Origin of the sequence: Microcystis sp. LEGE 08355 (assembly GCF_015207185.1) — a bacterium.
In the GTDB taxonomy this organism is placed as follows: Bacteria; Cyanobacteriota; Cyanobacteriia; order Cyanobacteriales; family Microcystaceae; genus Microcystis; species Microcystis panniformis.
In genome coordinates, this window is record NZ_JADEXI010000259.1 from 1 (window position 1) to 6,281 (window position 6,281).

Below are 6,281 nucleotides of genomic sequence, written 5' to 3' on the forward strand. Positions count from 1 at the left end.
AATTAATTACACATATCTAACCACCTCTTGCCTCTTGCCTCTTGCCTCTTGCCTATCTTCACTAGGAAATTAATTTTGCACGACTACTTATTAGGTCGAGGTCTATTAGATACTGGAGTAAAGTTTAAAAAAAACTGAGAAAATACACAAAATCCAGATACGCTAAAAAAGTATATCTTCACTTTCAAAGCGTAAAGCGCGAAAGCGCAAGCGCGTCGGTGAAACCGAGGGTTCCTTCAAACCGACATTTTAGGTAAGTATCTAATCACAATTAATTACACATCTAATACCATTTTTCTTTATTCGCGTCACAACGAATGAAGGTTTGGCAAGCATTCGAGCGTGGATGTCTGTCATGGATTTAGAAATTTGGTATAAGCCACTACTCCGTCAGACTTCTGCTGTGATCAGTAAACAGTGAACTGAAAACTCAAATCCGATCCCTAATAGCTGTATCCCGTCTCCCGTCTCCTGTATCCCGTCTCCTGTCTCGGAGTCTCCTATCTCGGAGTCTCGACTAGGAAATTAATTTTGCACGACTACTTAAATATAATATTCGAGACCCAATTTTTTTGATTGATTTATTAATAACTTTAATTTATATTCCCTTTCTTGTTGTTTTTTTTACCTATTAGTATAGTCGTTGCTATTTGGGAAGAAATGACTGAGGACAAGGATTAAAAGGAGTATTCCCCATTTCTTGTTATCAAATGGCCTTAGCTCATCATAAAGGTCAAAGGTATTAAAGGTGTAAAGGTTACTGCCAACCGCGCAAATTAAAATAACCCACACAAAAATCAGCCCCTTTTCTGTAAAATTGGCAATAAATGGGACTCAATATGATCAAAAATGCGCGGCATATTTTTAATCCGTAGGGTGCGCTCTTCGATAGCGTAACGCACCGACAATTGTGGTGGGTGATTTTGGTTATGGTGGTGGGTTACGCGTTGCTAACCCACCCTACTGATTTACTTAATCCAAACAGTTTTAACGTTGACAAATTCGCGAATACCTTCCACACTTAATTCCCGTCCAAAACCAGAACGTTTAATACCCCCAAAGGGCAAGCGAGGATCGGATTTAACCATACCGTTAATAAACACACAACCGGCCTCAATTTCAGTAATTAAACGCTCAATTTCTTCGGGGTTATTCGTCCAAGCACTAGAACCTAAACCAAAGGGACTATCATTAGCTAAAGCGATCGCTTCATCGATATTTTTGACTCGAAATAGTAAAGCCACCGGTCCGAAAAATTCCTCTTTTTCCCCCGGAGAACCAGCAGGAATATCGGTTAAAATCGTCGGTAGATAGAAGTTACCTTTTCCCTCTAAACGTTGACCCCCCACAAGGACTTTACCACCCATAGCGACGGTTTTTTCCACTTGGGCGGCAATTTCCGAGATGATCGATGCCGTGGCCAAAGGACCGATATCAACAGTTTCATCGAGGGGATCACCAACTCTTAAAGCTTGGAATTTGGCCACTAATAACTGTTCAAATTGATCGGCGACAGTTTCCATAACAATAAACCGTTTAGCGGCGATACAAGTCTGACCATTATTTAACAATCGCGCCGTCACTGCCGTAGCCGCTGCCGCCTCGATATCGGCAGTATCTAAAACGATAAAAGGATCACTACCTCCCAACTCCAAAACCACTTTTTTGATCTGTTTTCCTGCGGCGGCTGCTAAACTCATCCCCGCCGGTTCACTACCGGTTAAAGTGGCGGCTTTTACCCGTTCATCGTTAATTAAATCACTAACGCGATCGGCCCCGATCAAGAGAGTTTGAAAAGCACCTTCGGGAAAACCGGCTTCTAATAAAATTCTTTCCACCGCTAAAGCTGATTGGGGGACATTAGAAGCGTGTTTGAGTAGGCCGACATTTCCCGCCATTAAAGCGGGGGCAGCAAAGCGAAATACTTGCCATAAAGGGAAATTCCAGGGCATAACCGCTAAAATCACCCCTAAAGGTTGATAACGGACAAAACTGCGACTAGCATCGGTGGTAATCAGCACATCTTCCAGATAACCGGCGGCATTATCGGCATAAAAACGACAAACCAAGGCACATTTGAGGACTTCTGCGATCGCTGATTTGATTGGTTTCCCCATTTCTAAAGTCATGGTTTTAGCCAATGCCACCTGATCCCGTTCCAAAATGTCCGCCGCTTGCCGTAACCACTGTCCCCGTTCACTGATGGCGGTGCGGCGATACTGCTGAAAAGTCGCCTCAGCTAGGGCCAATTTCGCCGCCAATTCCTCCGAGGTTAGAGGGGTAAAAGTCTTGAGAATTTCTCCCGTGGCAGGGTTAACTGAAGCGATACCCATATCCAATTGTCTCCTATCGAGGGCTATATCTCTAGTTTAGTTCTCCGGTTGTCCCGCTGCTGACATAATTCGATCGCTAATTGGATCGCCGCTTGCATACTCTGGGCCCTAGCGATGCCAAGACCGGCGATATCAAAAGCCGTCCCGTGGTCTGGAGAGGTGCGAACAAAGGGTAAACCGATGGTAGTATTAACAGCACAGTCAAAAGCCATTAATTTCACGGGAATTAGACCCTGATCGTGGTATAATGCCAGATATGCGTCGGCGGGTTGCCCTGCACCGCTAAACCAAGCGCGTCCGGGTTCCACCCAAAGGGTATCGGGGGGGACAAGGCCGATTAATTGGGTTTGCGGGTATTTTTGTCCCATTGACTCTAGCCAAGGCTGTAACCAGTCTTTTTCTTCCCTTCCCAGTTTTCCCGCTTCGCCACTGTGGGGATTAAGGCCGGATATGGCGATTTTTGGGCGATCGATGCCGAAATCTAGCTTTAAAGACTCGATCAATAGGTCTAGTTTTCGGGTCATCAGATCGGGGTTAAGAGCATCAGGAACTTCTCGCAGGGGGATGTGGGTAGTGGCGAGGAGAGTGCGTAAGTTATAGCCGGTGTGAGGGGATTTAGCGACGAATAGCATCCCATAACGGTTAATTCCCGCCATGGTAGCTAAAACCTCCGTTTGACCCGGGAAATCATAACCGGCCAACTGCCAACAGGATTTAGCGATCGGACCAGTGACAATACCGTCAAATTCGCCCTTGAGGGTGCGTTTTATGGCTTCTTGCAGGTAAAGAAAGCTAATTTCACCACTATGGGCATCCCCACGCCCGCAAACGATTTTTTCTTGATTGTAGGGCAAATCGATCAGAGAAAAGCGATCAAGAAGATGGGGATCGTGATAGGCTTTTTCGAGAAGCGTTCTGGTGCCGATTAGAGTAATCTGACAACCGGACGAGATTGGGGAATCGGCGATCGCTTTTAACACCACTTCAGGGCCGATTCCGGCGGGATCACCGACGGGGATAACTAGACGGGGAATAAAAGAGGCGGATTCCATAAATTTTGGCCGTCAATATTGCTAATTCTCCCGATTAATCTCATCGTTGACAATTATCAGGAGGGAATAAATCAGTAAACAATCTTCAGTTTACCTAAAATGTCGGATGAATGCCCCCGCTAAATTTTTTGACAAGACATCAACCTTTGCGGGGGATGAAATCCGACCAGGATATTGACTGGGAAGCACGATTTTAATTCTACCATTTGTAGGTAAACTGTGTTATACTTAATTGATCCAGGGTCGAGGATTAATCAATGCTAGTCGTAGAAGCCAAGCTAAAAAACGGGACACCAGAACAATATCACCGGCTTGATGAAGCAATTAGAACATCTCAGTTTGTGCGTAACTCTTGTGTTCGTTATTGGATGGACAATAAGGGAACAACCCGGAATGATCTTCAAAAGCTTTGTGCGGTACTAGCTAACAATAAAGAGACACCATGGGTTAATAAATTAAACTCTCAAGCTCGTCAATCGGCTGCTGATAGAGCCTGGCAATCAATTAATAGGTTTTACCAGAATTGTCATGCTAAGATACCGGGAAAAAAGGGTTTTCCTCGGTTTAAAAAGCATAGCCGTTCGGTTGAGTATAAACTAACAGGCTACAAACTATCTGATGATAGACGTAAAATCAAGTTCACTGATGGTTTTAAAGCAGGAGAATTTGATTTATGGTGTAGTCAAAAGACCTTAGTTTATTATTCAGAACAACAGATTAAACGGGTAAGAGTTGTGAGACGTGCCGATGGTTATTATTGCCAGTTTTTGATTGACGTAGAACGGCAAGAATACCATAAACCAACGGGACAAATAACAGGAATTGACTTAGGGTTAAAGGAATTTTATACCGACGCTCAAGGCAATATAGTAGAGAATCCACGTTATTTAAGAAAGTCAGAAAAACGACTAAAAAAAGCACAACGACGATTATCCAAAAAGTTTCGTAAAGGAAAGAAACAGTCTAACAACTATCACAAGCAACGGATAAAAGTGGCTAGGCTTCATCTTAAGGTGTCAAGACAACGTAAAGACAAAGCAATTAAAGACGCTTTGGCGTTAGTCCAGTCTAATGATTTGGTAGTCTATGAAGCTTTAAAGGTAAGAAACTTAGTCAAAAACCGTAAACTTGCCAAGTCGATTAGTGATGCTTCTTGGTATCAATTCACTGAATGGTTGAATTATTTTGCCAAGATTTATCGGATTGTTTGTGTTGCTGTACCACCACATTTCACGACTCAAGATTGTTCAGTTTGTGGGACGAGAGTTCAAAAAACATTAAGCACTAGAACTCATCAATGTCCCAATTGTCAAACAGTCTTAGATAGGGATCATAATGCAGCAATCAACATTCTTAAAAAAGGGTTGCAATATTTGGGAAATCATCTCAACGGTACTGTTGGGCAAACAGAAACCGACCCAAACGCCTTGGGAGAGTCCGACCTCTGGGTTTTCAGTGGAGACATTGAGAATCTAAGTTGTCTCGTTGAACAAGGAATTTCTAACAGCGATGTGGAAAGAATCCCCCGTCACAGCGTAGCTTGACGGTGGGAGTATGTCAATGTAATCTCATGGCGATAGATAGTAACTTTAGGCAAATTAAATTTTTTAACTTTTCTGTTTTCTTATTGCCCAAATTAGCCAGATTGTTGTAAGCTTATGACCCAACTACAACCTGATATATTCGTTAACAATCGTCCCGATACCGATGGAGACGAGGAAGAAGACTACTTCGATTATTTTTATGATGAACCGGGTAGTGAACCTGGGACATTAATTATCGAACCGGATGCCAAACCCTCGCGGATTATTTTAATTGACTACGATGAAGATAACGCCGTTCGCAAGGTGGATATTACTCCCAATGCTTGCGCCCCCTATATTGGCACAAATACCGTGTCTTGGATGGATATTCAAGGGTTAGGGAGCGAGACGGTTTTAAAACAGGTGGGAGAAATTTTTAATCTGCATCCTTTGTTATTAGAAGATGTGGTTAATGTGCCGCAGCGTCCCAAGTTAGAGGACTATAACAATCAATTGTTAGTGATTTCTCAGATGGTGCGACTGAAAGAAGATGAAAGCGGTTTTGATACGGAACAGGTGAGTTTTGTCTTGGGAAAACGCTATCTTTTAAGTTTTCAAGAGGAGGAATTACAGGACTGTTTTGAGATAGTCAGAGATCGAATTCGCACTTCCCAGGGACGAGTACGGAAATCGGGGGCGGATTATTTAACCTATTTATTATTAGACACGATTATCGATGGTTATTTTCCCGTGGTAGAACACTACGAAGATCGGATTGAGGCGTTGGAAGATATGATCATTAGTAATCCCGATCGAGATACAATGCAGGAAATCTATGATGTCCGTCGGGAATTATTGGCACTGCGTCGCTTAATTTGGCCGATGCGAAATGTCCTACATCTACTCATGCGTGACCATCATGGTATAGTCAGCGATGAAGTACAAATTTATTTTCGGGATTCCTACGACCACGTCATTCAAATTCTGGAAATTATCGAAGCTTATCGAGAATTAGCGGCGAGTTTGATGGATGTTTATATGTCCACTATGGGCAATAAATTAAACGAAATTATGAAGTTTTTAACCGTAATTTCGACGATTTTTATTCCCTTAACTTTTATCGTTGGTGTCTATGGCATGAACTTCGAGAATATGCCAGAATTAAAAGGAGAATGGAGTTATTTCATGGTCTGGTTAGTCATGTTAGCCGTAGCGGGAGGCTTGATTTTTTACTTCTGGCGCAAAGGTTGGTTTAAGCCAATTTATTCCCTGAAAGAGGAAGCAAAAAGTTAGTTAACGAAGGCGGTCGACAGGAGACAGGAGACAGGAGACAGGAGACAGGAGACAGGAGACAGGAGATTATTTTATTTGTT

4 protein-coding genes are annotated in these 6,281 nt (G+C 43.0%); 2 read left to right on the forward strand and 2 right to left on the reverse strand.

What is annotated here, in order from left to right; genetic code table 11:
- Positions 1–968: 968 nt before the first annotated feature.
- Both IQ242_RS13800 and pdxA read right to left on the reverse strand, forming a co-directional pair.
- Complete coding sequence (locus IQ242_RS13800; protein ID WP_193960356.1) at positions 969–2,333, reverse strand: NAD-dependent succinate-semialdehyde dehydrogenase; 1,365 nt, start codon at positions 2,331–2,333, stop codon at positions 969–971.
- A gap of 23 nt (positions 2,334–2,356) precedes the next feature.
- The gene (gene pdxA / locus IQ242_RS13805) at positions 2,357–3,385 is read right to left on the reverse strand and encodes a 4-hydroxythreonine-4-phosphate dehydrogenase PdxA (RefSeq protein ID WP_193960357.1); all 1,029 of its coding nucleotides are present in this window, start codon (positions 3,383–3,385) and stop codon (positions 2,357–2,359) included.
- 257 nt (positions 3,386–3,642) lie between these two features.
- Between pdxA and IQ242_RS13810 the strand changes: the two genes are divergently transcribed.
- Both IQ242_RS13810 and corA read left to right on the forward strand, forming a co-directional pair.
- Positions 3,643–4,929, forward strand: coding sequence for an RNA-guided endonuclease TnpB family protein (locus IQ242_RS13810; protein WP_193960358.1), 1,287 nt, complete (start codon positions 3,643–3,645; stop codon positions 4,927–4,929).
- 114 nt (positions 4,930–5,043) lie between these two features.
- Positions 5,044–6,201, forward strand: coding sequence for a magnesium/cobalt transporter CorA (corA, locus tag IQ242_RS13815; protein WP_193960359.1), 1,158 nt, complete (start codon positions 5,044–5,046; stop codon positions 6,199–6,201).
- The last annotated feature ends 80 nt before the right edge of the window (positions 6,202–6,281 follow it).